The organism is Lysinibacillus sp. C5.1, from assembly GCF_016350185.1.
In the GTDB taxonomy this organism is placed as follows: domain Bacteria; phylum Bacillota; class Bacilli; order Bacillales_A; family Planococcaceae; genus Lysinibacillus; species Lysinibacillus sphaericus.
This window is the reverse complement of sequence record NZ_CP066226.1, coordinates 4,049,293-4,074,723: the sequence shown is the minus strand read 5'-3', so window position 1 is coordinate 4,074,723 and position 25,431 is coordinate 4,049,293. Positions and strand designations below refer to the sequence as shown.

Here is a 25,431-nt window from a genome sequence, read left to right as displayed (position 1 = left end):
CACTAGAAGCATATTTGGAGGAATTTATGATGCCAACATTACAAGATGTATATACATATGAAATCATTACAAAAGACCAACCAGACTTAATTGAAAAAGCGGCAACATGTTTAGCAAAAACATTTGTTGGAGTAGATGTAGCCGGTAAATGGGTGCAAGAACCGATAATCGGGTACTCCTTAAAATTACCTTATGATGATTTCTACCAATTCACGAAAGAATACATTGAAGACAATGTGCATCAAGGATACTGTGTTGTTGCGCTCGATGCAGAGCGTAATGTAGTAGGCGCTTTAGTTGGAGATACAAACGCACTGGAAATACATGAAGGTCCTATTTTTAGTGGCACGTTTTCTGATATGAATATAGTGATGGATGTATTAGAGGATATCGATGTTCGTTTCTTAAATGACTATAAACAACGTTATGGAAAAGAAATGGAAGATAATGAAGTGCTGCATTTATTTTTATTAGGTGTCATCGCTGAGCACAATCGCCATGAAATTGTACAAACGTTAGGTGATATTTTAGTTCAAAAAGCATCTGAAGAAGGGTTAAGACTGGTGTTAGCTGAAGCAACAAATCCGAAGTCAATGAGCTTGTTACAGAAGTATCATGGATTTGAAAAGTATGTAAATGTTGAAGGGGATTTCATTGTTCATAAATACGAAAGCAATGAGCATTTAAACGATATCCCAGCGACTGTAGCTGATGGAATTTATATTATTGTAAAAGAGTTATAAAACATCATAGGTAGAGAGAATAGGAGATTTTTATATCATGGATGCTATTATGCTAGTGATTATAGTATTTTTATTATGCACGTCCTTGTATTTTGCTTACCGATATTTTTCGCTTAAACGTCAGGCTGATAGTCAGAGTGAAGTGACAAACGGGGCAGAGGAATTATCTGCAAGTCAATTAAAAGAGCAATTTCATCTATACGAAAAAAATATAAATGAAAAAGGTCAAAATCTTGTTGAACATGGAGAGTATGCAGCGGAGAAGGCTGATATCGTTAGAGCAGCCATTGATGAGGTAGGAAAAGGGTTAAAAAAACAATTAGTAGCTACTGAGGAAAGTTCAACTTCGATTGAAGACATCACAGTGGCTATCGAAGAACTATCTATAAGATCAAACCAAATTTCAGAACAATCGAATACGACGTTAGAATTGACGCAAGAAGGTAACGAAAAGCTCAAAGATTCGATGGTGAAAATGGAGCAATTTGATCAAACGATTAATACAACTTTTGATGCAATCAATATTCTTGGAGAAAAATCACATGAGATTGGCAAGATTGTCAAAGTAATTACAGGGATTTCAGAGCAAATCAATTTATTAGCATTGAACGCAGCTATTGAAGCAGCTCGTGCAGGTGAACATGGAAAAGGGTTTGCTGTCGTTGCGGATGAAGTTCGTAAATTAGCAGAACAATCACAACAGTCCGCTGCTGAAGTATCGAATATCGTAAAAAATATTCAAGAAGAGACGGATCGAGTGGTTACATCCATGAAGCAAGGAACGGAAGAGTTTGCACAAACGAATACTACCATTTTAGAAATTGGTACGATGTTCGAAAGAATTGTAGAAACGACAAAAATTATTGCTGAAAATAATGCCAATTCATCTGCAAGTACAGAAGAATTATCTTCAAGCTCTCAGCAAATCATGGTGGCAATGAGAGACATTTCGTTCATTTCACGTGAATCTGTGGAAATGTTTGAGGAGCTAGTTGAAATTAGCGATGACGAATTAAGTACAATGGATAAATTAGTGCAAGAAGCAGGCAACCTTGTCAGCTTAAAAATATAGAGAAATCGGTGCCAGACACTAAAACAATTCAAAATTGTTTTAGTGTCTGGCACTCTTTCATATATTCTAGTAAAAGCTAATAGGGGTAGATATCCATGGACAAACAAAATAGCAAATACAGATGGGTAGTATTTGTTGTTGTATTGTTAACTTATTTGTTAATGGCGAGCCAACGCACAGCGCCAGGATTAATTACAGACCAATTAATGAGTGATTTTCAGGTCACGGCAGCAACGATTGGCTTATTAACAAGTATCCAATTTTTTGTATATACAAGCTTACAAGTACCAATGGGGATTTTGGCTGATCGTTACGGCCCTAATGCTTTTTTAATTTTAGGGGCGACACTTACGGGGATCGGTACAATCATTTATAGTCTTAGTACACATGCACTTATGCTATTTTTTTCGAGAATACTGACTGGAGTAGGGGATGCAACAATTTGGGTTAATATGGTGCTTATTTTGGCACAATGGTTTCATCGCAAGGAGTTTGTACGTTTAATTGGTCTGGCAGGTATGACTGGAAGTCTAGGGTTTTTATTGGCGACAGTCCCCTTCTCCACGTGGATTGATTTACTAGGTTGGAGGATGGCCTTTTGTAGCGCAGGACTACTATTGACCCTGTGTGGCCTAGTCCTTTATTTTGTACTTGTAAAAAAGCCTAAAACACGCTTTATCAACGAGCAAATTTTTGTAACCGATGAAGAACAACGTGATAAAACATCCGTATTACTGAAAAGAATATTTACCAATCCCCAAGCATGGGCTCTATTTTTTTGTCATTTTGGCGTAGTAGGAGGTTATGTAGGATTTATCAGTTCCTGGGCTGTACCATACGGAATGAGTTTATATGAAATGACACGTTCGGATGCAAGCCAATTGATTATGGTTGGTCTTATTGGGGCACTAATCGGAGCTCCTCTAACTAGTTGGCTGGCTAGCAGGCTAGATACGATTAAAAGGCCTTATATTGTCGTGCATAGTATTGTTTTACTTAGTTGGTTTACGTTTCTTATATGCAATGGACATCCAGCTTTTTTCTTGCTGTTGGTACTATTTTTTATCATCGGCTTTGGGTATGGAGCAAGTGCATTAACATTTGCGGCTGTACGGCAATCATTCCCTTTACACGAAGCTGGTGTAGTTTCGGGATTTGCCAATACAGGAGGCTTTTTAAGTGCCGTTTTGTTGCCCATTATTTTTGGTTATTTATTAGATCATTTTCAAGCTGTTTCAGGTTATGTAGATGATGGCTACTACTATGGTTTTATAGTGCCAGTTCTTTTCTCCATCATTGGTTTGTTTGGTGTGCTGTATTTTAAGGAAAAGCGTAGTATCTAAAGGTGTGGAATTGAAAATGAGAGCCACAATCTAAAAATAAAAGTTTATAAATTGTATTTATCGGAAAAAATGAAATTACTGTGAATGAATAGAAAGCTCTAGTTGTTAAATTTATTATACTAATAGAGCAGTTTAGTTGAAGAAATAGAAGTAGAAGGGTATTTTAAATAGGTAAACTAAAGTGGAAATATAGCGGTACTATATTGGTAAATTTTTTGTTCCACTTTATGTATGGAAGGAGTATTAGTGTTTTGGGAATAACAAGTATGGTCGGATACGTAATTATAGGTGCATTACTTATTCTTTTATTAGTATTCATCTTCGTCATGATAAAAGGGGCAAGAAAGTAAGTGCCAGGTACTAAAACAATTCTGAATTGTTTTAGTGCCTGGCACCTTTTATTTTTGTCTTTTTTCAGCCATTTCTACAAGTCGTTTCGTGATTTCTCCACCTACGGAACCGTTCGCGCGAGAAGAAGCATCTGGCCCAAGTTGTACGCCGAATTCTTGTGCGATTTCATATTTCATTTGATTAACAGCTTCTTGTACACCAGGAACTTGAAGTTTATTGGAACTTCGATTTTTATTAGCCATTTTTCTCACCTCCTTGTGCTATTAGAATGGTCGGCAGTTTGATTTTCATACATTTAAAAACAAGGAAATGTGCAATCTACATACTATAGGCGAGGAATAATTGCAAAGCTAGCTAAAAATACAATTTACTCTGTTATAATAAAGCCTGGCTCTTATAAATTCAGATTTTGCAAGGAAATCAAGGAGGTTTTGCTATGACGAATAATGATATTTTGATTCGTTTACGATATGCACTAGATATTAAAAATACGGATATGGTAGAAATTTTTAAGCTTGGTGGTATGAAATACACTAAAGAGGATGTATTAAACATGCTTATCAAAATTAAAGAAGATGAAGAAGATATCCCAGAGAATTACATTAAATGTAATAACAAAATGGTAGAGGCATTTTTAAATGGTTTAATTACTTTTAAACGTGGCCCTCAACAATCAAAACAAGGTCCACAGGAAGGGCCACCACCGGTTACAGGGAAAGAAAGCCCAAATAATATGCTTTTGAAAAAAGTGAAAATTGCAATGGCTTTAACAACGGAAGATATGCTTGATATTTTATATGAAGGTGGCGTAACAGTATCGAAAGGTGAGTTAGGCGCGATTTTAAGAAATCCTAGTCATCGTAATTACAAAGAATGTGGCGATCGCTTTGTGAGAAACTTTTTAAAAGGTTTAACATATAAATATAGAGATTAAGTATTAAATTGTTAAAGTGAATTGTGGTCGGATGCTTACCTACAGTAAGCGTCCCGCCTTTGTTTGTATTGGATGAAGTACATAATAACAATAAAAGCAATAAAAAATAAATTGTAAAATCACCATTATTTTCTTTGAACAGTTGATAAATGTGACGGAATTGTGTACAATGAAATTGACACAAAGTTGTCACAAATGGAAAAGAAATGTTCATGAATAGAGGGGTGCTTTTTATGATATTTTTTGATTTTATTTTAATTGCTATTTCTTGCATTAGTATTCCATTAATAGTTGCTGTTATGTTAGACATTTTTTATGCAGAACGTAAAAAAGTTCGTTTTTCATTACGCCGTACTTCTGTATGGTATATGTGCGTTTTTGCATTATCCTTTATTCCAGCTGTCTTACTCGTAACACAACTTGCATAATTGAATAAACATTTAGGGGTAAGTGTTTATCAGAAATTTAAGCAGCAATAACGTATGTTTACGTTGTCGCTGCTTATTTTTTGTCAGGACTTTTTACAATAAAGAAGAATATTTTTACATAGTAATTATTTCATTGTTTGTACATAAGTAGTAAAATAAGAGCATGGACTAAATAGTAATTTTGGAAGCTGTATTGATTATTTTTTACTATTATGTTAATTTGAGGAGAAATAAGGGCAAATCTACTGAAAGGTAGAGACGCAAAGCTACAGGTCTAAGGCAGATAACGCTATGATGGCTGGGTTGCAAAAGATTAGTAGTTATTGGGATTTATTATTTTTTTATCTTTAATAACCTATTTCTTTTGAAATAGGTTATTTTTTTTTGACCTATAAAATATAAAGAGGAGGAATTATCTATGCAATTTTTAAAAAATGTTTCATTGAAAAACAAATTATTACTTACAGTTTCAATTATTGTTTTAATGTTGATTTCTATCGTCACAACGCAAAGTATTAGTGAGCTTAACAAAAGAATGAATGTAGATTTGGAACAAGAGTTAAAAAGTGTTGGTATATTGACAGCTATGAATCTCGATAGTGATCAGATAAAACATTTATTAACTGAAAAAGGGGAAAGTAATCCCGATTTTAAAAATCTCCAAAAACAGCTAGATATGATTCAGGAAGAACAGGGGATAATGAGCTGGAGTTATATTTGGGATATGAAAGATAAAGGTGTTAATCCGATAGGGTATACATCCAACTTGAATGAGGTTTATGAAGCTGGTGAGATTTTCGAAGATTTAGCAGATGAACATGTAGCAACAGCTAAGCGTGCAATTGACAGTAATCAGTCTGAAGTGACGAACGTATTCGAAGATCAATTTGGTGCTTGGAGAACAGTATTTACTCCTATTAAAGATGATAATGGCAAAATGATTGCCTTATTAGGTATTGATTATTCCGCAGATTACATAAATACAATCATTAAAACAAGTATGACAAAACAAATTGCAATCGCAGTTGTTGGTTTGATTATTTTACTAATTTTACTTTACATAATTATCGATCGACTATTAAAACCTCTTAAGAAAGTAGTCGATGTTGCAAATCAAGTGGCAAATGGTGAATTGCAACAAGTTGAATTAGAAATTACAAAAGATGAAATAGGGAACTTATCGCAATCTATTCAAACGATGGTTACCAATTTGCAACATATTATTTTAAATATTAGAAATACATCTAATCATGTTTCTTCTGCTGCAAGTCAGTTAACTGTCAATGCAGGAGAGTCGTTTAACAGTTCTACCGATATTGCAAAGGATATGAAACGTATAAATGAGAATGCGGAAGCATCTATGGTGATGACAGAAGAAACTGCTGCAGCTATGGAAGAAACAGCAACAGGTATTCAACAAATAGCTGACTCAGCAAATACTGCTGCCGAATCATCTATAGCAGCATCTCTTGCTTCTGAACGTGGAGATAAAGTCGTGCAACAAGTTATATCCCAAATGGAGCTAATTAATGGTTCAGTAGAACAAATTGGCAAAACCATTAATGGCTTACATGTTAATACGAATAAAATTAGCGATATTGTGAGTCTTATTACAGCAATTGCGGATCAAACTAACTTACTTGCTTTAAATGCAGCTATTGAAGCAGCAAGAGCAGGAGAACATGGTAAAGGTTTTGCAGTGGTAGCAGATGAAGTGAGAAGGTTGGCAGAGCAATCCTCGCAATCAGCAACAGAAATATACAATCTAATTAGTACGATTCAATCCGATTCAAATGCTTCCATTGTCGTGATGGAAAAAGGAAAAGCAGATGTAAAAGCAGGTATGGAATATACAGATGAAGTAGGGGAAATCTTTAAAGAAATTCTTACATCATCGGAAGAAGTCGCTAGTCAAATTCGTGAAATTTCAGCAGCCTCTCAGCAAATTTCTGCTTCGTCAGAGGAAGTTGCAGCGTCTGTCAATAACATTAAACAATCAGCGGAGCTTTCATCAGAGTTTTCATCTAATGTGTCAAAAGCGACACAGGAACAATTAACGACGATGCAAGAAGTGAAAGAGGCTTCTTCTTCTTTAGGAATAACAGCACAAGAATTACAAGCGCTTGTAGCAAAATTCAAATTGGAGAATGATGAAAATGGAAAATAATTTAGCACAAAAAAATGTTCTGATTACTGGTTCTAGTAAGGGCATCGGAAAAGCAATTGCACTTGCATTCGCAAAACAAGGTGCCAATGTATTGATTAACTTTATTGGTGACGATCATGAAGCAGAAGAAGTGCGAGCACAGGCTGAAAAGCTAGGTGTACGAGCTTATAAATACCGTGCTGATGTATCAGACTCTCATCAAGTACAGGACATGTTCCGATACATGGATAGTCATCTAGGACAGATTGATATTCTTGTAAATAATGCAGGATTTGCACAAGCTTCTAGCGTGCTAGATTTAACAGACGAACAATGGGACAGAATGATTAAAGTACATCTTTATGGATGTTTTTATAATTGCCGAGAAGCAGCGAAACGAATGAAGGAACGAAACAAAGGCAAGATTATTAATATTTCTTCAGATATTGGTAGTCTAGGTTGTGAAGAGTTTACGCATTACTCAGCTGCAAAAGGCGGCATTAATGCATTTACGAAAGCTTTGGCAAGAGAATTAGCGCCCAACATCTTAGTAAACGCTGTAGCTCCTAGTGGGACACTCACAGATATCCTACAAGAATTTGGAGAGAACTATATTGAAGAGGAATCTGCAAAGTATCCATTAAAACGCTTGGCACAACCTGAGGAAATCGCAAAAAGTGTACTTTTTTTAGCCTCTGACAACGCTGATTTCTATACAGGTCAGATTTTAACGCCTAATGGTGGAGTAGTGATGAACGGATAATGTAAGAACTAAGGAGCAATAAAAATGTTGAATATTTTAATCTTTAGCGTGTACTTAATTTTTATTTATTATATTGGTTATAAGGGGTATAAACGCGTTAATACGGCAGAAGATTTAATCGTAGCCGGATGGAGCATGCCTCTCTCAGTTGTGACGGGAAGTTTAATTGCGGCTTTATTAGCCGCTCCGTTCTTTTTTGCAGCTGTCGGTTCTGGTTATACGAGTGGCGGCTTTGAGGGATCAGCGACGATGGGTGGTTTAGGGACCTGTATGATTCTTGGTGCGCTTATATGGACCAAACCGCTTAGAAGATTAAAAGGATGGACATTAGCAGACTACTATGGCTTAAGATATGGTAGTAAAAAGTTAGGAGCTTACACAGGGATTGTAATGGCTATCGCCTTTGGAATCTTTAATGCAGCAGCTTTAACGGTTGGTGGAACGTATATTATCCAGCAATTGCTACAAATAGATTTTGTTCCAGCAGCATTATTATTTGTATCGTTAACAGCACTGTATTCTGTAATTGGCGGTTTATGGGCTGTAGCCTACACAGAAATCGTACAAGGTGCGCTAGCAGTAGCTGGTATTTTAGGTATTACCATTTTTGTGTTTATTTATTATCCTGATGTGACGTTTAATCCGGAGTGGTGGAATATAAGTGAATTGTTTAATAAGGCAGGAGCTGAATTTTGGACGTTATATCTAGTATTAGCGCTTGGTGATATCCCTGCTGTTGACTTAGGTCAAAGGGTAGCCGCCGCGAAAAGTCCAAAAGTAGCACAACGCAGTATGATTATAGCTGGTATCGTTATTATAGCGATTAGTTGGATTCCTGGCATGTTAGGTGAAGCCTTTAAAACAATTTATCCTAATAGCACAAATCCAGAAACGTTAATGCTAGCATTTGCACAAGGATACTTTCCTCCTCTTTTAGCTGCAATCTTTTTAACAGCAATGGCAGCGATGGGAATGTCGACTGTTGCCGCATGTTATGTTGCAACTTCTGGTATTATCACAAAGAATATTTATTTAGACTTTATTAATCGTAATCCTAATCCTAAAAATTTATTGAGATTTTCAAGACTTGTGATTTTAAGCAGTGCAGTATTAGGCTTAATCTTGGCTGTTAGCTTTCAAAAAGTAATTGATTTAGCTTACTTAGCTTGGGACGTAATATTCGTGACGATTTTTTGGCCAATTGTCTTAGGTCCATTTTGGAAGCGGGTCAGTACGCCAGCTGTCTGGGCAAGTATATCGGTCGGGCTGATCTATTATATAATCACAACACTAACTTTTGTACCTAGTTTATCCATACAGTCTGAAGGCTTTATAGGTTTAATAAACGAATTATGGCAGGCACCTGTTTTCTCTGGAGTAGTTATTTCAGGTATAACGATTGTGATTGTCAGTTTGCTTGTGCCACCTTCACAACATGTGCTAGATATGCATAAAATTGAAAAAGATAAAACATTAGATAATGTAGGCAGTAAGGACGAGCTAGTGAAACAACAATAAGCTCTGTGTTAGCTTAAAAAGACTTGTTCAACAACACGAAACACTTGAGGATACCAGTGTTTCGTGTTTTTTATTATCCAAAAATGAAGCATGAAAAGAGAGATAGCTGAATAAGATTTCTACTATAGAGATGTATTTTCCCTATCTATTATTTTGTTGAAAGTGGGATAATAATGAAAACAATCTTTCTAGTATTGTTAGGTACGATATATTTGTTTTTAGCAATGGCAATGGATGCTGAATTCATAAAAAAATTGTACTTTTTAATTGGCATAACCTTAGTCATCATTGGCGTAATACGTTTTATTAAATGGAAATATCATACTTTTAGAATAATGGCGGAGCGTAAAAGTGCAAGTGAAGAAGAGTTAAAGAATATCCCTCATACCCATGGCATCATTGCAAGTGATGCTTTACATGCATTATTACTGAATGAGCAATCCAAAACACTTATACTGGCAGTTAAAGAAGATTGGGAAGCAGAAGTAGTAAAGAAAGAAGTCCGTTTTAATGAAATTTATGAGGTAGCGATTGTAGAGGACGGTCATATTGTGGCAAGAACTAGTAATGGTTTGTTTAATGACTCTTTACTAGCGGGGGACCATCATGTTTTAGTAGAAGAAGCGGAGATTGAGGAAGAAGCATGTGAGGAACAGGAAGTGTCCCAATTAGCTTTAAAAATGGTGGTAGACAATCTAAGCGATCCAATTATAGAGTATATCTTTTTAGAACAAGAGGATGGCATTTCAATAGAAGATGATACGTATATCGAAGCAATGGCGTTGTGTGAACAATGGTATCAAAAGGTCAGTATTATTATCAAGCACTATGAATTAGAGCGAGTACCTATCCGACATTGGCAATAATCCTATACTAGATGTCATCTAGCCTAATAAAAAAGCTATCACGAAGACATTCGGATAGCTTTTTCCTTGTATTAAAGTGTGAATTTTTGTAGTTGTGTGTTTAGCTCTTCAGCCATTTCAGCTAATTGATTGGCACTCTTTGAAATTTCATCCATTGTTGCAGCTGTTTCTTCAACAGTGGCCGTTGTTTGCTCAACACCAGCAGCGGATTCTTGTGAAATAGAAGCCATTTCATCAATCGAGCCATTAATCGCTTCGGAATGTTGGGAAATTTTTGTTAAGTTATTTGAAATCACATTAATATTGTTATTCATATCCTCGATCGCTTGAGAAATTTGATCGAATGTATGATTCGTTTGATTTAATTGTGCTGTTCCTTTTTTTACTTCTTCATAACCAGATTGAAGGGAATTTGTGACATTGCCTGTTTCGCTTTGAATGCGATGAACGATTGTTGAAATATCTGTCACAGAGAATTGTACTTGTTCTGCCAGCTTACGCACTTCATCGGCAACTACTGCAAAGCCTTTGCCATGTTCTCCTGCACGTGCCGCTTCGATGGCAGCATTTAAAGCAAGCAAATTCGTTTGGTTAGAAATTTCATCGATTACAGAAACCAATTTTGAAATTTCAGCAGACTGTTCGTTTAAACCTTCTACCTTTTTTACGGAATCTAACACAATGTCATTAATAGTTGCCATTTGTTGTGTAGATTGAACCATTAATGTTTTCCCTGTGTTTGTTAAATCATGTACTTGCCCCGAATGCTCTTTCAACTCAATGCCTTCTTGCGTTGTTTCATAGATATGGCGTTGGAACGTTGTCATAGTTTCAGCTAAATCGCTAGCTGTAGAGGCTTGTGTTTCTGTTCCAGTCGCAAGCTCTTGCATGGTATAGGAAATTTGTTCCGTACCTGTCTGAACTTCATTAGAAGATTGCGCTAATTCCTCACCGCTTGCAGCTACTGTTTCAGATACATTATGAATAGAGCTGATTGTATCTTTTAATTTTTCATTCAGGTCATTGGCAGAAAGCATTAAGTGACCAATTTCATCTTGACGGGTAACGGAAAACTTTTCATTGCGTAAATTCCCATCAGCTAATTCCCTCATATGATGGGAAACTACAGAGATCGGTTTAGAAATTCTACTTGCTGTAAAAATAGCGATAAGAATTCCTATAACTGATAAGATAATACTTACAATGACCCCAACGGTATTATTGCTTGAACTAGTGGATACGACATCGTTGCCGACCTTCGTAATGGCTTCGGCGCGTTTATCAGCTACTTCTTCATAGCCAGTGCGCACTTCAGTTACAAGATGATTGATAGCTGTTAAATTTTCTAACGCTAATTGTTTATCACCTTGCTTATATACTTCAAATACTTCACTATTTACTCGGTTGCTCCATTCACGAGCCATTTCTACGAGTTTTTCCCGTTCGGGCGTATTTTCATACTTTTCGACGATAAGGTTATTATCTTCAGCAATTTTACGGTATTCATTAAACGTCTCTATGTATTTTTCATCACCGGATACAACATAACTTAAGGCGGCAGATAATCGGACGCTCGTAGACATTGCTAGATTTTTACTTGCAGTTAACACAATTAAATCTTCTTCAACGAGGACTTTAGCCTGTTTCTCCATGTTTGTATTAGAAAAATAAGTATACGTAGTAAAACAAGCAAATAATACTAATAACATAATAAATGTACTTAATAAACGTGCTTTAATTGTTTTAAATTGAAATAAACGATTCATTTTTTCCATCCTTTAGCTTTTTCTTTAAAACTTATCCTACTCTATTTATTCTATTACTATTTGAAAAGAAAAGTAGAATTTTTTTGTTGAAAATACTAAAAAAGGTTTTTTGGCATAATTTAATTCATATTTTTCAAATATTTTTGTCTGTTTGCTAAAGGTGTGTATCTAATTACCTATTGTCATGGTGTTTTTAGAAAAAATAAATTTGACAATACTATACAATTTTTCACAAGTTCTATAGAGGATATCAAAAAACTGCAAGAGGCTGGGATAAAAGAGAAAAAGTGTTAGATGAACCTAATCAATCTAACACTTTTTTGCTATGCCGTTGTTGCCCGCTACGGCGGTGCTTTCCGCTCAGCACCGTAAGCCGCAACCCGCGTCTTACATTGTGTGCTGTTCTGAGCAGGATTCACCGCCTCCGCTACCAACAACTAGTGAATTTAATTTATTGTAAAAGCAAGAATAGCTATTGTCCCAGCCTCTTGCCTTGTCTTTAGAGGTATCCATCTGATTTCGCTGTGAATGGAGCGGTTGCCTAGTTCTTTACTGCTTATCTTTTTTTGCTTGACGTTCCCATTGCAATAAAGATGGATATGGATCAAATGCCCATTCTGTTCGACCATTAAATTTGTAAATGCCGTAATGAAGATGTGGAGGGAATTTTCCAGATGTGCCTTCTTTTCCATAACCCGAGCTGCCTACATAACCGAGTACTTGCCCTGGTTCTACAACATCTCCAACCTTTATGTCCTTATGATAGCTCCCAAGATGGGCATAATAGTGATAAGAATTATGGTTATCGCGAATACCAATTCGCCAACCTCCGAATTGATTCCAGCCTTTGACTTCGACTACACCATAGGAAGTGGACAGTACAGGTGTCCCGTAGCCAGCAAAAATGTCAGTTCCCTCGTGGATTCGTCTGCCTCCCCAACCTCTATTATCACCCCAAGTACCTCTATAGCTGTAATCAGAGCGTGTTGGAATCGGGAATGTATGGGCATCCAGCTCAGTCGTTTTAAAATGTTTATACAAAGTGGAAATCGTGACGATTTGATTAACGGCTTCTTCACTTCTGTAGTATTCCCATAAAGCAAGTTTAAAGTCTTCATCTGTAGAACCAAATTGACTTATATAACTGGCCATGGAGAAGATCACATCTACATCATCTGAAGGGCTTGCAATACCATCACCGTTGCCATCCAGTCCCATTCCACCAAAATAACTGATTGTTTCAGGTATCGTATCTTCCTTGACAGGATTTAATGCACCTGACCAATATTCATCAGAAAATTGAATGGCGATGAAGCCATCTCGTTTCGGGATATCTTTACGAACGGATTGAAGATTACGCTCATATTGATCGATAGCCGCTAAAAAGTGCCATGGAATTAGTAATTCATCGAATTGTACGTAATAGGACATACGTTGCTGTAAAATTTCTTCATTACTCGGTCCTTCATTTGCCAGTGTAACCGTTGGGGGAAAATAACTCCACAGCAGCATACATGTCAGAAGGAAAATTAAATAACGATTCAAAATTGGACCTCCTTTCTACAGATTAGAATAACCGAAATTTTATATTTCATAAGTCCACTTTAAATGCAGTAAATCCCTTTTATGTAGCGAGAAAAAAACTTGAACAATAAGAAGAAACTAATTCAATGAAAAAGTAATGGGTATCATAATGTATCTAACTTCATACTATGTTATAAATCAAGCCCTGAAAGAATGGAGGGAAGGCTATCAACATTTTAGATAAAGTGAAGAGCTATCGCGAAGAAGAAAATCGACTGAAGTGGGAAGGTACATTTGCAGATTATTTACGCATCATAAAGGAAAGACCTGAAGTTGCTCAAACAGCCCATTCTCGCGTCTACAATATGATTAAAAGCGCAGGTGTAGAGGAACGCGATGGGCAAAAGATGTATCAATTTTTCGGAAAAGAAATTTTTGGGCTTGAATCAGCAATTGAAAGACTGGTGGAGGAATATTTCCATCCGGCAGCAAGAAGATTAGATGTTAGAAAACGGATTTTATTATTGATGGGGCCTGTAAGTGGAGGAAAGTCAACAATCGTAACATTGTTAAAGCGAGGACTTGAACAATTCTCGCGCACGGAAGAGGGAGCAGTTTATGCAATTAAGGGATGTCCAATGCATGAGGACCCTCTGCATTTAATTCCACATCATTTACGTAATGACTTTTTTGAAGAGTATGGAATACGAATTGAGGGCAGCTTATCGCCTTTAAATACGATGCGTCTTGAAAAAGAATACGAAGGACGTATTGAAAATGTCATTATTGAGCGTATCACTTTTTCTGAAGACAAACGTGTGGGCATAGGAACCTTCACACCTTCTGACCCAAAATCTCAAGATATTGCAGATTTAACGGGGAGCATTGATTTCTCGACTATTGGCGTATTTGGCTCAGAGTCGGACCCTCGTGCTTATCGCTTTGATGGAGAGTTAAATAAGGCGAACCGAGGAATGATGGAATTCCAAGAAATGTTGAAATTAGACGAAAAGTTTTTATGGAATCTGTTGTCACTGACGCAGGAAGGGAATTTTAAGGCAGGAAGATTCGCTTTAATAAGTGCCGATGAATTAATTGTTGCCCATACAAATGAAACGGAATATCGTTCCTTTATTTCGAACAAAAAGAACGAAGCGTTACATTCCCGTATTATTGTTATGCCAATTCCATATAACCTAAAAGTGAGCGAGGAAGAACACATTTATGAAAAAATGATTAATGAAAGTGATATGGCTCATGTTCATATTGCACCACATGCATTGAAGGCCGCAGCAATCTTTTCGGTCCTAACAAGGCTAGAAGTTCCGAAAAAACAAGGTGTGGATCTTATTAAAAAAATGCGCTTGTACGACGGAGAAAATGTGGAGGGATTTAATTCCGTTGACTTAGAGGAACTGAAAAAAGAGTTTCCTAACGAAGGCATGAACGGTATTGATCCACGGTATATTATTAACCGTATTTCATCAGCAATCATTCGCAAAGAAATACCATCTATTAATGCATTGGATGTGTTGCGAGCACTGAAAGATGGTCTTGATCAGCATGCTTCTATATCTCAAGAAGATCGAGAAAAATATATGAACTATATTGCTGTTGCAAGAAGAGAGTACGATGAAATTGCGAAAAATGAAGTGCAAAAAGCGTTTGTCTACTCGTACGAAGAATCTGCCAAAACATTAATGAATAATTATCTCGATAATGTAGAGGCATTTTGTAATAAAAATAAAATATTTGATCGCTTAACTGGCGAAGAAATGAATCCAGATGAAAAACTAATGCGTTCCATAGAAGAGCAAATTGGCATTTCTGAAAATGCGAAAAAAGCGTTCCGTGAGGAAATATTAATTCGCATTTCAGCTTACGCAAGAAATGGCAAGCGTTTTGACTATAATTCTCATGAAAGATTACGAGAAGCAATCCAAAAGAAACTGTTTGCTGATTTGAAAGACATCGTAAAAATTACAACGTCTTCCAAAATGCCTGATGAGTCACAACTGAAGAAAATCAATGAAGTTGTAGCAAGGCTTGTTGATGAGCATGGCTATAACACAACATCGGCGAATGAATTATTACAATATGTAGGTAGTTTGTTAAACCGTTAACCAATGCCAGTGACAATTATGCAGGGGCGTAATGAATCGTCGGAATAGGAGTGTCCCATTTTTTAGGGCACTCCTTTTATTTCTCTAAAAAAGTTCAAGAAAGCTAACTGCTAGCATAGGATAGAAAAAGCGAATTTGATAGATGGGTGAGGATAAAAATGACTGAAAACGAAAATAAGCGATTTGTCATCTCTCAGGAAAATTGGTCCCTCCATCGTAAAGGGCACCAAGACCAACAACGTCATATGGAAAAAGTTAAAGATGCGATAAAAAACAATTTACCCGATTTAGTAAGTGAGGAAAGTATTGTTATGTCAAATGGCCGAGAGGTTATCAAAATACCTATACGCTCCCTCGATGAATATAAAATTCGATATAACTATGATAATTCAAAGCATGTCGGTCAAGGACAAGGTGATAGTAGTGTGGGGGATGTTGTCGCACGCGACGGTAGAAAGAGCAATCAAGGCAATGGCAATGGAAAAGAAGCTGGTGACAAGCCTGGTCAAGATTATTATGAAGCAGAAGTCAGCATGGAGGAAGTTCAAAATGTGTTGTTTAAAGAGCTAGAACTCCCTAATTTACAGCAAAAAGAAAAAGCAGATATTAAAACCGAAAAAATCGAATTCAATGATATAAGGAAAAAAGGGCTTATGGGCAATGTTGATAAGAAGCGTACCATTTTAAATGCGATCAAACGCAATGCCATGGAAGGGAATGCTCAAATTACGCCCATTCATAACGATGATTTACGCTTTAAAACATGGGATGAAGTGGAGAGGCCTGAATCGAAGGCAGTTGTGCTTGCAATGATGGATACAAGTGGTTCCATGGGCACTTTTGAAAAATATTGTGCAAGAAGCTTTTTCTTTTGGATGACGAGATTTTTACGTTCGAAATATGAGACAGTGGAAATTGAATTTATTGCACATCATACAGAGGCAAAAGTGGTGACAGAAGAAGAGTTTTTCACAAAGGGAGAAAGTGGCGGAACGATTTGTTCATCTGCGTATATAAAAGCGTTAGAGTTAATACGCGATAAATATAACCCAAGCCGTTACAATATTTACCCAGTTCATTTTTCGGATGGCGAGAACATTTCGATGGACAATGAGAAATGTTTAAAACTAGTGAGTGAATTGATGGAAGTATCGAGTATGTTTGGCTATGGAGAAGTAAATCAGCATAATCGTTTCTCGACGCTAATGTATACGTATAAAAAAATTGATGATCCAAAATTTAGGTATCATATTTTAAAGAAAAAAGGCGATGTCTACGATGCCTTAAAAAGCTTTTTCCAAAAAACTGAATTGCAAAATGAAAATTAAATTGGAAGGTGTTAAGCCATTCATTTCCGAAAGGAGGAGGCTGAAAAATGGAGAAGGAGCTTCACCGTGCGATTGATGAAATAACAGAGATTGCAACAGGATTTGGTTTAGATTTTTTCCCGATGCGTTATGAAATATGTCCTGCAGATATTATTTATACATTTGGCGCATATGGTATGCCTACTCGTTTTTCCCACTGGAGCTTTGGAAAGCAATTTCATAAGATGAAGCTGCAATATGATTTGGGATTAAGTCAAATTTATGAGCTCGTTATTAACTCCAATCCGTGCTATGCGTTTTTACTTGATACGAATTCACTTACACAAAATAAGCTAATTATTGCGCATGTATTAGCACACTGTGACTTCTTTAAAAACAATGTGCGATTTTCAAATACAAGACGCGATATGGTTGAGAGTATGACAGCGACAGCAGAACGTATTGCCAGTTATGAAAGAGAATATGGCAAAGAAGAGGTGGAACAGTTTTTAGATGCAATTTTAGCCATTCAAGAACATATCGACCCTTCCTTATTAAGGCCAAAGCTGTCATCCGAAGATGAGGAACAAGATGAAGAAGACGTGGTTACTTCCAAATCACCGTACGATGATCTTTGGAATTTAGATACGAAAGAAAAAGAGCAGAGACCTGTACGTAGAAAAATTAAACAGTTTCCATTAAAACCGGAAAAAGATTTATTACTGTTTATTGAGGAGCATAGTCGGGAGCTTGAGGACTGGCAGCGAGATATTTTAACGATGATGCGTGAGGAAATGCTATATTTTTGGCCGCAATTAGAAACCAAAATAATGAACGAAGGATGGGCTTCTTATTGGCATCAACGCATTATGCGTGAACTGAATTTAACAACAGTGGAGACAATTGAATATGCCAAATTAAACGCAGGTGTTGTGCAACCATCAAAAACATCGATTAATCCTTATTATTTAGGTTTGAAAATATTTGAGGATATTGAAAAACGCTATAATAACCCAAGTGAAGAGATGCGCAGATTAGGCGTTCTACCGAACACGGGGCGTGAAAAGATGTTTGAGGTGCGAGAAATTGAATCGGATATTTCCTTTATTCGCAACTATTTAACAAAGGATTTAGCCAAGCAAGAGGATTTGTATTTGTTTCAAAAAAAGGGCAATGAATATCGTATAACAGATAAAGATCATGAAATGGTGCGGGACCAGCTTGTATCGATGCGCGTCAATGGAGGATTCCCATATATCGTTGTGAAAAATGGCGATTACCTACGAAATGGTGAATTATATTTGGTTCATGGTTATGAAGGAATGGAACTAGATCCACATTATTTAGAAAATGTCTTGCCGTATATTTATCAATTGTGGGGGCGTCCTGTGCATTTAGAGACGTATGTTGATGGAAAGCCAATGCTTTATTCGTACGATGGTACAAAAAATTATAAGCGTTCTGTTTAAAGCAAAGCTTCTATCAGGTAGGATGAAACAACCTACAGATAGAAGTTTTACTTTTTTAGGCAATGAATTTGAATTTTTATTCATTGTGGTCGCTGTTAGATGGTTCTTCTTCAGGTACTGTATCTAGTAGTCCTTCTTCAACATCTTGAGACTGACTAGCGTGCGAATGGATATCACTATCGATAACTAAACTATCCCGTACCTTGATACCTTGTTGTCCACCAGCCTCATCGTTATCATCTCCAGCAATTCCACTTCTGCCATTACCATCCGCAAATTGAGAATTAAGATTTCTTGTTTGACTGTGATTTAGCGCGTTTTGCCCACCTTGGTTGGCATTTGTTCCAACATCTTTATTAATTTGACCGCCACCTTCAGCCCTTTGTTCAAAGTGGTTTTCGGTATTGCCAATATTAAATGTAATATTTATTGTGATGTTATTTTTCGCTTGTTTATTAGAACTTTCTCTTTCAGGTTCCTCCGAGTGATTCGAATGTTTTGGAGAATTATAAAAACCTGTCATAGTTTCCACTCCTTTCTTTTAAGTATTATTATTAAAGTATTAAATTATTAAAAGTTTACTTGTACGTGTAGCCTTATATTGACAGAGAATATAAAGAAAATTATTTATTGCTATGTGTGAAAGTAGTAAAAAGTCATGATAGAAACATTACATTTAGGGTATCCAACATGAATTTCTGCGCGCTATCACGAAAATTTGTTAAAATGAATAAGATTATATGAATATCTATGGAACTGGAACGGTGAATAAACGTTGAAAACATTTAAAAAGGTTTATATAGAAATAACAAGTGTTTGTAATTTAGCTTGTAGTTTCTGCCCGCCAACTGAGCGTGCTAAGGGACTTATTAAAGTTGAACAATTTAATAAAATATTGGATGAAATACGCCCACATACGAAATACATTTACTTGCATGTAAAGGGTGAACCACTTTTACATCCACGTATTCATCAGCTTTTGGATGCGGCTCATGACAAGGGCTTTAAGGTCAATATTACAACGAATGGTACGCTGATTAAAAAAAATCGCGAAAAGCTATTAGGTAAGCCTGCATTACGCCAAATCAATTTTTCATTACACAGCTTTGATGGGCATGAGGGTTCTGAAAATCGTGAAAAATATTTAGGGGATATTTTAGAATTTGTGCGTGAAGCAAGCAAATTTAATACGATTATTTCGTATCGTTTGTGGAATTTACAACAGGATCATGTTACAGATTTGGCCGCAAGAAGAAACCGTGAGACGCTTGAAATTATAGAAAATGAATATAATCTCGATTTTCGAATCGAAGAAAAAGTACAGCCTGGTAAGGGTGTAAAAATTGCGAATAATATTTATTTAAATCAAGACCATGAATTTAGATGGCCAAGTCTACTTGCTCCAGAGGATGAAGGGAAAGGCTTTTGCCATGCGTTACGCAGCCAAGCAGCTATTCTTGTAGATGGCACTGTTGTACCTTGCTGTCTTGATGGAGAAGGTGTTATTAACTTAGGCAATGTTCATGAGCAATCCTTTAGTGAAATTGTAGAAGGTGAGCGTGCCAATAATATAGTAGAAGGCTTTTCAAGACGAGAAGCGGTCGAAGAGCTATGTAGAAAATGTGGCTATCGACAGAAGTTTGGGATGGAAGGAGAATAGGGGAGGGATTAGAGTACTGTGACCGTTGCTGTCCGCTACTGACGGTAGTTTTCCGCGGGCACGACGTAAGCCGCAACCCTCGCTAACGCGCGGAATGCCAGCGTCTTACGTTCTGTGCGTTCCCGCAGGAGTCTACGTGGATTTTTACTTAGTAAAATTGTGTGAGTGACTGGCACCCAGATGCAAACTTTGCGATTGTAGTGAAGGGTTGCTCGACTCCTGCGGGATAAGCGTGAGACTTAAGACCCCGCACGTAGCGAAGCGGAGGAGGAGGCTTAAGCCACGCCCGCAAAAAAGCGAGCAACCCGTAGCGGAAATCAATCAACACTTTAAATCTTGGCAACCCGCGTTTACAGTCAAACAGCTCTAATGTTATTCAACATTAGAGCTGTTTTTCTTTGTTTGCGCATCGATGGTATTTAGAAAATCTCTTGTGATACGTACTACATATTTTACTTCGTCTAAATTGCGCTCTCTTAATAATGAGCGATGAATGTCGAGCATAAGATTTTTCTCTTCAATATCAGTAACACCCGATAATCGTTGGAAATTAAAGAGTTCTTCAGGTGCAATATCTAACGCCTTCATAAGCATTTCCAATGTACTTAACGTAATATTAGATTGCCCATGCTCAATATTTGAAATGCGACCTTTACTAAAACCTAACTTCCCCGTTCTCTCTGCAACTTCTTCTTGACTAAGCCCTTTGGAAACTCTAATGATACGGAGTTGTTCACCTACTAGCTTTAAAAAGTCTGACATATCATTCACCTCTATGTAAAAAGCTAGTGAAAAACAATGAAAATGCATATACCATTAAAGTTATACAATGTAGATAATATTACATTAAAATGGTACAATAATCACTATATGAATGCTAAGTGAGAAAATATCTACCATTTGACTCACTAAAATCAGGCGTTAACAATTATTTATGTGAGGATGGCATATTGTGAAGAATGGAGGATCTAAACGTGTTGAAGCGTTATAGACTAGATGAAATAGCTCTTATTGTTGCTAGTTTAACAACACCTCATATTCCAAATTTCTCAAAAGTAGATCAACCACTTATTACCGCAGAAAATTTAAAATGGTTGTCTCTTGGCGAAGATATTCATCGATTCTCTCAATTGGATAGTGCGATAAATCAATGGAAATGGGCGAAGGTTCCCGCAAAAACAATTGTATTTGAAAAAAATAGCCTAGATGGTGCTAACAAGCATATATTTCAATGTGAAAGTGTAGCGTATATAGCACATGACGTTGTCGCAATTATTCCAAATGAGTCCATTATTTTAAGCGATTATTTATACTATTTTTTTAGTTGGTATCAACCAAATACAGACTGGAGACAGTTACATCAGATTCTAATAGATATACCTTCACTTGACATGCAAACGAACATTGTCAAACTATTAAAAACAAGTCAACAACTATTGAAAAATAAAAAATCCTTACTAACTGCTGTAGAGGAGTTACCACTGCATATTCGTAATATTGCGCAGCAAACAGAACAACATACTAGACAGTTAAATGACGGCTTTGACCAACTACAAATGTATTATAATTTCACACTCCATAAAATTTTTACTGGAGAGCTATTTCGGTGAAACAATAAATCCTGATTGGCAAATAAAATTTAAAGTCGGTGTACACTAAAGAAGTGAAGCTTACACCGACTTTTAAATAGTTAAATTTCAATAATAATAGGCAAAATCATTGGTTTACGTTTCGTCTGTGAAAAAAGATATTGGCCGACAGCCTTTTTAATTTCTCGTTTTAAAACAAACAGTTGCTGCTTGCTTTCCTCTTGTAATTCACTAATGGTTGCTTTTACTAAGACATTTACTTTGAGGAGAAGATCCTCTGATTCTTTCGCATAAACAAACCCCCGTGAAATGGTATCAGGTTCTAAAATAATCGACCCATCTGCTTTACTAAGCGTTAATACGATAACGAGCATCCCATCCTCTGATAGTTGTTTACGGTCACGTAATACAATTCCTTCAACTTCTCCAATACCAATGCCATCTACATACGTATCGCCAGATGGAATTTTTCGCGTTTGCCTCGCTTTAGCATTTTCAATATCGACAACGTCTCCGTTTTTGATAATAAAGGTATGCCCTCTTTTGACACCAACAGATTCTGCTAGCAAACGGTGTTGGTGTAACATGCGAAATTCACCATGAATCGGAATAAAAAACTTCGGTTTCATTAATGTCAGCATTAGTTTTAAATCTTCTTGATAACCATGTCCAGAAACATGCATGCCAGTGTTACTGGATGAACCATAAATCACTTTAGCCCCAAGCTGAAATAAATTATCGACAATTCGAGAAACACCTTTTTCATTTCCTGGTATGGGAGAGGCGGCTAAAATAACGGTATCCTCTGGTAAAATCTTTACTTCTCGATGGTTGCCACTAGCTAAACGGGCAAGGGCTGCTAATGGTTCCCCTTGACTACCTGTACATAAAACAACGACGTCTTCTGGTGGGAGGTACTTTACTTCACGGGCATCTATTAACAAATCTTCTGGTATTGTTAAATATCCACGCTCTAAAGCGACATCTACAACATTTACCATGCTGCGACCTAATAGTGCTAGTTTACGATTCGTTACGATTGTGGCATCTACAATTTGTTGAATACGATTCACATTGGAGGCAAAGGTAGAAATAATTACTTTGCGTTCAGCATGTAGAAAGGCTTCTTCAATATGATGACCTACCAGTTTTTCTGATGGTGTTAAGCCCGGTCGTTCAGCATTGGTACTTTCAGAAATTAATACTAATACACCTTGTGTACCAACCTCAGCCATCTTATGAATATCAGCAAATTGATTATTTACAGGTGTTAAATCAAACTTGAAATCACCTGTGTGTACAACATTTCCTTCGGGTGTTTGAAAAACGATTCCTAGACAGTCAGGTATACTATGATTTGTTCTGAAAAAACTAACGTCAATCTTACCGAAATGTAAAGCTGAATCAGAACCAATCTCAATTAATTCCGTCTCTCTTAAAAGTTTATGTTCTTTTAGTTTTAGTCCGATTAAGCCTAATGTAAAGCGAGTACCATAAATAGGAACATTTATTTTTTTTAAGAGGTATGGAATGCCACCTATATGATCTTCGTGTCCATGAGTAACAATCAATCCTTTTATTTTTTCTTTATGCTCCTGTAAATAAGTGATATCTGGAATGATTAAATCAATACCAAGTAGGCTTTCATCCGGAAACTTCGCACCACAATCGACAATTAACAAATCGTCAGCGTATTGTATAACATACATGTTTTTACCGATTTCGTTGATGCCACCAAGAGCAAAAATAGATAATGCATTTTTTGTTACAGTCAATGTGATTACCTCCATATAAACGTATTACGATAATTTTTAGTATTGCTTAAGTCTCCAATCTTATACTTTTGTAGGTATTCAAACTCGTCAGTAAAAGCTGACAGACAGAGGATGACGCATTCGAGATTGGATATGATAAGTGCAATAATGAAGGAGTTGTTTATAATGAAAGAATTTAAAATAACCTATTTTTTTGATGAGTTGCATTATGTAAGACGATTTATCCATATAGAGTCACAGGAAAAAGCGCAACAATTGGTTGAAAGTGAGCGCGATCAATATATTACCTTTACGGATAGCAGAGGGATTTATCATGAATTGCATACAAGGGATGTTCGGGTCATTCAAATTTCCGAATATCATCGTGTAGATAAAACAGTCAAAATGTAGAACACATAATCTTTGCATGTTTACACACATTAATGGAAAAGGAGTGAGCAAACATGGACAAAGAAAATGTGCCACATGAGAAGAGAATATTTATGAATTTATCAAGTAAGGACAAGCCAGATATGGTTGATTCGGATACAATTAGCATTTTTGACTTGCATGAAGATATGCAAACGGTTGATATTATCCCAATTGAAGAACTCAATAAAAGAGTGAAGAGAGAGGGAGACGAACTGATTGAAATGCAGCCTGATGAATTATAGGAGGGATGGGTTTACTTGCATAATATAAATGAAGAACAGCTTACGGTGTCCGGTACAAATATTAGTGATGTAAAACGTAAAAATGCTCAAGCGGGTTTATCTTATAACGAAGTAAAAGAGAGATTAGCTAAAAACGGTGGGTTTGGTACTGCCATATATAGTGATACAAACAGTGAAGAAGTAAAGGCAGAAATAAATCAATCTATGCGCAAGTAATAATAATAAAGGGAGTGCGAACAAAAAATGTATGTCGCACTCCTTTTCTTGTACAGTAGAATGGAATGGAAAGGAGTGTGTTGAAGTGCAATATGAAGAACAGCATTGCCCAATATGTGGGAAAGAAAATCATTGTGGAGTAGTAGAAGGTCAAAAGACATGCTGGTGTATGACGGAAAAATTCCCAGAAGGTATCATAAAGGCAATCTCTGAGGAACCTAAAAAGTGCATTTGTCAAAATTGTTTACATACATATAAAGAGATATAGATAATCCTTGGCATTATTACCGATTTTGGTGGTACAAATGTCTATCACACAACAACCTATTTGGCATACATTACTCTGAAAGGAGTGTGTCTAATGACCAAACCAATTCCACTTAGTAATGTAACACAGGCATATTTAGAGGAAAACAAAAGAATAATCAACAAGATGATGCAAGGGATGACGTATGTCACGATAACATGTAGCATATCCGAAAACTTCATCAAACAAATTATTCCATATCAAGTAGCCGCTATTAAAATGTCCGAAAATGTTTTGCAATATACAACGAATATCCCCGTTCAAAATTTCGCATTAGAAGTGATCAAAACGCATACTGAAATAGTAGATAGTTTAGAAGCAATACAAAACAGATGCTGTATCGTCCAAAATTCAGAATATGAATTATATGAATATATGTGTACATTTAAAGATATTGCTGAAACAATGTTCCAAGCATTATGCTCACCACCAACTTCTAATAGCATCAATGTAAATTATCTACAAGATATGATTGTTCACCATCAAGCAGGTGTACGACTCGCCCAAAATGTTTTAAGATTCTGCATATGCCAAGAGTTAATACCAATACTTCAATGCATGATTCAAACACTATGTTGTCAAATTGATGAAATGCAAAAATTACTTGATGGGCTACAAGATTGCTAAATATTAAAACGCTAAAATTGTACGCAATTTTAGCGTTTTAAAATATTATAAATTTCTAAAATAAACTAGAAAAGAAATTTTTCGCAGTATTGGCAATTGGCTTCGATATAATCAATAGCTTTAGTTATAGTCGCTATTCCACTAGTGAAAACTTCCATTACTAGTCAACTGCAAATAGATTCCTTTTTGATTTAATTTCAGTAGACGTTTTTCGCAAAGCAATGAAAGCACTTGTTGTTTCTATCTAGTTC

Annotated in this window: 25 protein-coding genes and 1 riboswitch; of the genes, 19 read left to right on the top strand and 6 right to left on the bottom strand. The window is 36.3% G+C overall.

The annotated features are described in order from the left end of the window. Positions 1-29 precede the first annotated feature (29 nt). The 3 genes from I5435_RS20080 (at position 30) to I5435_RS20070 (ending at position 3,158) form a co-directional block, all read left to right on the top strand. Positions 30-743, top strand: coding sequence for a hypothetical protein (locus tag I5435_RS20080; protein WP_024364487.1), 714 nt, complete (start codon positions 30-32; stop codon positions 741-743). Between the two features lie 37 nt (positions 744-780). Next, positions 781-1,815, top strand: coding sequence for a methyl-accepting chemotaxis protein (locus tag I5435_RS20075; protein ID WP_024364488.1), 1,035 nt, complete (start codon positions 781-783; stop codon positions 1,813-1,815). A gap of 95 nt (positions 1,816-1,910) precedes the next feature. After that, positions 1,911-3,158 carry an MFS transporter gene (locus tag I5435_RS20070; RefSeq protein ID WP_108031132.1) on the top strand — a complete coding sequence of 416 codons (1,248 nt, stop codon included), beginning with the start codon at positions 1,911-1,913 and terminating at the stop codon, positions 3,156-3,158. A 398-nt stretch (positions 3,159-3,556) separates the two neighbouring features. Here the strand turns inward: I5435_RS20070 and I5435_RS20065 are convergent, their stop codons facing one another. Continuing rightward, positions 3,557-3,751, bottom strand: coding sequence for an alpha/beta-type small acid-soluble spore protein (locus I5435_RS20065; RefSeq protein WP_029747426.1), 195 nt, complete (start codon positions 3,749-3,751; stop codon positions 3,557-3,559). A 194-nt stretch (positions 3,752-3,945) separates the two neighbouring features. On the opposite strand from I5435_RS20065, the gene I5435_RS20060 reads away from it, so the two are divergent. The 6 genes from I5435_RS20060 to I5435_RS20035 all read left to right on the top strand — a co-directional run bounded on the left by I5435_RS20060 (position 3,946) and on the right by I5435_RS20035 (position 10,164). After that, positions 3,946-4,443 carry a YehS family protein gene (locus I5435_RS20060; RefSeq protein ID WP_337982867.1) on the top strand — a complete coding sequence of 166 codons (498 nt, stop codon included), beginning with the start codon at positions 3,946-3,948 and terminating at the stop codon, positions 4,441-4,443. Positions 4,444-4,676: 233 nt separating this feature from the next. Beyond that, a complete protein-coding gene (locus I5435_RS20055; protein ID WP_024364491.1) occupies positions 4,677-4,871 on the top strand; it encodes a hypothetical protein in 195 nt (64 codons plus the stop codon). A gap of 225 nt (positions 4,872-5,096) precedes the next feature. Then, positions 5,097-5,182, top strand: a riboswitch (cyclic di-GMP riboswitch). A gap of 107 nt (positions 5,183-5,289) precedes the next feature. Beyond that, a complete protein-coding gene (locus I5435_RS20050) occupies positions 5,290-7,038 on the top strand; it encodes a methyl-accepting chemotaxis protein (protein ID WP_229387804.1) in 1,749 nt (582 codons plus the stop codon). Continuing rightward, positions 7,028-7,780, top strand: a complete 753-nt coding sequence (locus tag I5435_RS20045; RefSeq protein ID WP_025220639.1) for an SDR family NAD(P)-dependent oxidoreductase — start codon at positions 7,028-7,030, stop codon at positions 7,778-7,780. The genes I5435_RS20050 and I5435_RS20045 overlap by 11 nt, the downstream gene beginning before the upstream one ends. A gap of 24 nt (positions 7,781-7,804) precedes the next feature. After that, positions 7,805-9,298 (top strand): sodium:solute symporter family protein, encoded by a 1,494-nt coding sequence (locus tag I5435_RS20040; protein ID WP_024364494.1) that lies wholly within the window; start codon positions 7,805-7,807, stop codon positions 9,296-9,298. Positions 9,299-9,471: 173 nt separating this feature from the next. Continuing rightward, on the top strand, positions 9,472-10,164 hold the full coding sequence (locus I5435_RS20035) for a hypothetical protein (RefSeq protein ID WP_337982866.1): 693 nt from the start codon (positions 9,472-9,474) through the stop codon (positions 10,162-10,164). Positions 10,165-10,235: 71 nt separating this feature from the next. Here I5435_RS20035 and I5435_RS20030 read toward each other — a convergent pair whose 3' ends face one another. Beyond that, the gene (locus I5435_RS20030; RefSeq protein ID WP_337982865.1) at positions 10,236-11,930 is read right to left on the bottom strand and encodes a methyl-accepting chemotaxis protein; all 1,695 of its coding nucleotides are present in this window, start codon (positions 11,928-11,930) and stop codon (positions 10,236-10,238) included. Positions 11,931-12,479: 549 nt separating this feature from the next. Beyond that, positions 12,480-13,475 carry a M23 family metallopeptidase gene (locus tag I5435_RS20025; RefSeq protein WP_108031128.1) on the bottom strand — a complete coding sequence of 332 codons (996 nt, stop codon included), beginning with the start codon at positions 13,473-13,475 and terminating at the stop codon, positions 12,480-12,482. 206 nt (positions 13,476-13,681) lie between these two features. On the opposite strand from I5435_RS20025, the gene I5435_RS20020 reads away from it, so the two are divergent. The 3 genes from I5435_RS20020 (at position 13,682) to I5435_RS20010 (ending at position 18,353) form a co-directional block, all read left to right on the top strand. Continuing rightward, a complete protein-coding gene (locus tag I5435_RS20020; protein WP_024364498.1) occupies positions 13,682-15,577 on the top strand; it encodes a PrkA family serine protein kinase in 1,896 nt (631 codons plus the stop codon). A gap of 158 nt (positions 15,578-15,735) precedes the next feature. Then, positions 15,736-16,905 (top strand): sporulation protein YhbH, encoded by a 1,170-nt coding sequence (yhbH, locus tag I5435_RS20015; RefSeq protein WP_337982864.1) that lies wholly within the window; start codon positions 15,736-15,738, stop codon positions 16,903-16,905. 47 nt (positions 16,906-16,952) lie between these two features. Then, the gene (locus tag I5435_RS20010) at positions 16,953-18,353 is read left to right on the top strand and encodes a SpoVR family protein (RefSeq protein WP_258842738.1); all 1,401 of its coding nucleotides are present in this window, start codon (positions 16,953-16,955) and stop codon (positions 18,351-18,353) included. Positions 18,354-18,429: 76 nt separating this feature from the next. On the opposite strand, the gene I5435_RS20005 is transcribed toward I5435_RS20010, so the two are convergent. Further along, positions 18,430-18,876, bottom strand: a complete 447-nt coding sequence (locus I5435_RS20005; protein ID WP_024364501.1) for a hypothetical protein — start codon at positions 18,874-18,876, stop codon at positions 18,430-18,432. A 252-nt stretch (positions 18,877-19,128) separates the two neighbouring features. Here I5435_RS20005 and I5435_RS20000 point away from each other — a divergent pair, with 252 nt between their 5' ends. Then, a complete protein-coding gene (locus I5435_RS20000) occupies positions 19,129-20,013 on the top strand; it encodes a radical SAM/SPASM domain-containing protein (RefSeq protein WP_024364502.1) in 885 nt (294 codons plus the stop codon). 372 nt (positions 20,014-20,385) lie between these two features. Here I5435_RS20000 and I5435_RS19995 read toward each other — a convergent pair whose 3' ends face one another. Further along, positions 20,386-20,775 (bottom strand): helix-turn-helix domain-containing protein, encoded by a 390-nt coding sequence (locus tag I5435_RS19995; protein WP_024364503.1) that lies wholly within the window; start codon positions 20,773-20,775, stop codon positions 20,386-20,388. A gap of 212 nt (positions 20,776-20,987) precedes the next feature. Here I5435_RS19995 and I5435_RS19990 point away from each other — a divergent pair, with 212 nt between their 5' ends. Then, a complete protein-coding gene (locus I5435_RS19990; protein WP_337982863.1) occupies positions 20,988-21,623 on the top strand; it encodes a restriction endonuclease subunit S domain-containing protein in 636 nt (211 codons plus the stop codon). An 80-nt stretch (positions 21,624-21,703) separates the two neighbouring features. On the opposite strand, the gene I5435_RS19985 is transcribed toward I5435_RS19990, so the two are convergent. After that, positions 21,704-23,392, bottom strand: a complete 1,689-nt coding sequence (locus I5435_RS19985; RefSeq protein ID WP_443136931.1) for a ribonuclease J — start codon at positions 23,390-23,392, stop codon at positions 21,704-21,706. A 150-nt stretch (positions 23,393-23,542) separates the two neighbouring features. Here I5435_RS19985 and I5435_RS19980 point away from each other — a divergent pair, with 150 nt between their 5' ends. From I5435_RS19980 to I5435_RS19960, 5 genes are all read left to right on the top strand, one after another. Continuing rightward, the gene (locus I5435_RS19980) at positions 23,543-23,767 is read left to right on the top strand and encodes a hypothetical protein (protein ID WP_229387790.1); all 225 of its coding nucleotides are present in this window, start codon (positions 23,543-23,545) and stop codon (positions 23,765-23,767) included. A gap of 53 nt (positions 23,768-23,820) precedes the next feature. Then, positions 23,821-24,030 (top strand): hypothetical protein, encoded by a 210-nt coding sequence (locus I5435_RS19975; protein WP_024364507.1) that lies wholly within the window; start codon positions 23,821-23,823, stop codon positions 24,028-24,030. 15 nt (positions 24,031-24,045) lie between these two features. Beyond that, positions 24,046-24,246: a hypothetical protein gene (locus tag I5435_RS19970; RefSeq protein WP_024364508.1), complete on the top strand. Its 201-nt coding sequence runs from the start codon at positions 24,046-24,048 to the stop codon at positions 24,244-24,246. A gap of 31 nt (positions 24,247-24,277) precedes the next feature. After that, on the top strand, positions 24,278-24,514 hold the full coding sequence (locus I5435_RS19965; RefSeq protein ID WP_337982861.1) for a cysteine-rich CWC family protein: 237 nt from the start codon (positions 24,278-24,280) through the stop codon (positions 24,512-24,514). 93 nt (positions 24,515-24,607) lie between these two features. Continuing rightward, complete coding sequence (locus tag I5435_RS19960) at positions 24,608-25,180, top strand: DUF305 domain-containing protein (RefSeq protein ID WP_024364510.1); 573 nt, start codon at positions 24,608-24,610, stop codon at positions 25,178-25,180. The last annotated feature ends 251 nt before the right edge of the window (positions 25,181-25,431 follow it).

What these genes read in the sequence shown, in the direction of transcription:
- I5435_RS19985 (WP_443136931.1), bottom strand. Translation starts at nt 23,392, where the DNA reads ATGGAGGTAATCACATTGACTGTAACAAAAAATGCATTATCTATTTTT.
- I5435_RS20035 (WP_337982866.1), top strand. Translation starts at nt 9,472, where the DNA reads ATGAAAACAATCTTTCTAGTATTGTTAGGTACGATATATTTGTTTTTA.
- I5435_RS20040 (WP_024364494.1), top strand. Translation starts at nt 7,805, where the DNA reads ATGTTGAATATTTTAATCTTTAGCGTGTACTTAATTTTTATTTATTAT.
- I5435_RS20030 (WP_337982865.1), bottom strand. Translation starts at nt 11,930, where the DNA reads ATGAATCGTTTATTTCAATTTAAAACAATTAAAGCACGTTTATTAAGT.
- I5435_RS20070 (WP_108031132.1), top strand. Translation starts at nt 1,911, where the DNA reads ATGGACAAACAAAATAGCAAATACAGATGGGTAGTATTTGTTGTTGTA.
- I5435_RS19965 (WP_337982861.1), top strand. Translation starts at nt 24,278, where the DNA reads ATGTCGCACTCCTTTTCTTGTACAGTAGAATGGAATGGAAAGGAGTGT.
- I5435_RS19975 (WP_024364507.1), top strand. Translation starts at nt 23,821, where the DNA reads ATGGACAAAGAAAATGTGCCACATGAGAAGAGAATATTTATGAATTTA.
- I5435_RS19960 (WP_024364510.1), top strand. Translation starts at nt 24,608, where the DNA reads ATGACCAAACCAATTCCACTTAGTAATGTAACACAGGCATATTTAGAG.
- I5435_RS20005 (WP_024364501.1), bottom strand. Translation starts at nt 18,876, where the DNA reads ATGACAGGTTTTTATAATTCTCCAAAACATTCGAATCACTCGGAGGAA.
- I5435_RS19995 (WP_024364503.1), bottom strand. Translation starts at nt 20,775, where the DNA reads ATGTCAGACTTTTTAAAGCTAGTAGGTGAACAACTCCGTATCATTAGA.
- I5435_RS20080 (WP_024364487.1), top strand. Translation starts at nt 30, where the DNA reads ATGCCAACATTACAAGATGTATATACATATGAAATCATTACAAAAGAC.
- I5435_RS20050 (WP_229387804.1), top strand. Translation starts at nt 5,290, where the DNA reads ATGCAATTTTTAAAAAATGTTTCATTGAAAAACAAATTATTACTTACA.
- I5435_RS20060 (WP_337982867.1), top strand. Translation starts at nt 3,946, where the DNA reads ATGACGAATAATGATATTTTGATTCGTTTACGATATGCACTAGATATT.
- I5435_RS20065 (WP_029747426.1), bottom strand. Translation starts at nt 3,751, where the DNA reads ATGGCTAATAAAAATCGAAGTTCCAATAAACTTCAAGTTCCTGGTGTA.
- I5435_RS20010 (WP_258842738.1), top strand. Translation starts at nt 16,953, where the DNA reads ATGGAGAAGGAGCTTCACCGTGCGATTGATGAAATAACAGAGATTGCA.
- I5435_RS20055 (WP_024364491.1), top strand. Translation starts at nt 4,677, where the DNA reads ATGATATTTTTTGATTTTATTTTAATTGCTATTTCTTGCATTAGTATT.
- I5435_RS20045 (WP_025220639.1), top strand. Translation starts at nt 7,028, where the DNA reads ATGGAAAATAATTTAGCACAAAAAAATGTTCTGATTACTGGTTCTAGT.
- yhbH (WP_337982864.1), top strand. Translation starts at nt 15,736, where the DNA reads ATGACTGAAAACGAAAATAAGCGATTTGTCATCTCTCAGGAAAATTGG.
- I5435_RS20075 (WP_024364488.1), top strand. Translation starts at nt 781, where the DNA reads ATGGATGCTATTATGCTAGTGATTATAGTATTTTTATTATGCACGTCC.
- I5435_RS19980 (WP_229387790.1), top strand. Translation starts at nt 23,543, where the DNA reads ATGAAAGAATTTAAAATAACCTATTTTTTTGATGAGTTGCATTATGTA.